The sequence below is a fragment of the Bacillota bacterium genome, from assembly GCA_033549065.1.
Classification (GTDB): domain Bacteria; phylum Bacillota; class Dethiobacteria; order DTU022; family DTU022; genus JAWSUE01.
In genome coordinates this window covers 1-741 of record JAWSUE010000041.1, presented here as the reverse complement: position 1 = coordinate 741, position 741 = coordinate 1, and the positions used below count along the sequence as shown (strand labels likewise).

Sequence of the window (741 nt, the reverse complement as noted above, 5' to 3'; positions counted from 1 at the left end):
CCTGAAGCAGCTTAGGAAACACGCCGAAGAAGAGATCTACCGGCAGAAGCTGGCTGATCTTGAGACCCTGCTTGAAACAAGGGATGCCGAAGAGATTGCCGCCACCCTCGGTAACGGCATCGAAGCTTTCAACTCTGTCCCGGCAGCTATCTGCTGCGCCCTGCGCCATCCCGACTCTTTCGAGGATGCCGTGATAGAGGCGGTCAGCCTCGGCGGCGATGCCGACACCATCGCCTGCATGACCGGAGCCATAGCCGGCGCCCGCCTCGGCATTGAAGCCATTCCAAAAGAATGGTTGGACAAACTTGAGAACAAAAACCACTTCGAAAAACTCGCCAATAATTTCGGGACACATTAGTTAATTATATTTACTGCACAATTTTCATTGCCGGAATCACTTCAGTTGGAAATAACCTTCCCATACTTTCCCGGTATGCTATTATTGCTTTAGAAGAGAGGCAATATAGTCTACCGAACCGGACAATAGTCAAAACCTTAAGCTGTTCAGGGGGATTACAATTAATGGCAGGATATCCACCAAAACCGATGATCAGTGTCAAAAACCTGATAAAAACCTACCAAACCGGGGCGGAACCTTTTGATGCCCTGCGCTCGCTGACATTTACGATCGGCGCCAATGAATATGTGGGCATAATCGGTAAATCGGGAGCCGGAAAAACCACCCTGATCAACATGCTCAGCGGAGTGGACCAGATTACCTCAGGAGAAGTTTATATCAAT

2 protein-coding genes are annotated in these 741 nt (G+C 49.4%); both read left to right on the top strand.

The genetic code is table 11. The features are described 5' to 3' along the window. Positions 1-358: ADP-ribosylglycohydrolase family protein (locus SCJ97_11630; protein ID MDW7740678.1), on the top strand; the 358-nt coding region annotated here is incomplete at its 5' end. A gap of 164 nt (positions 359-522) precedes the next feature. Beyond that, a partial coding sequence (locus SCJ97_11625; protein ID MDW7740677.1) for an ATP-binding cassette domain-containing protein occupies positions 523-741 on the top strand: 219 nt, incomplete at its 3' end.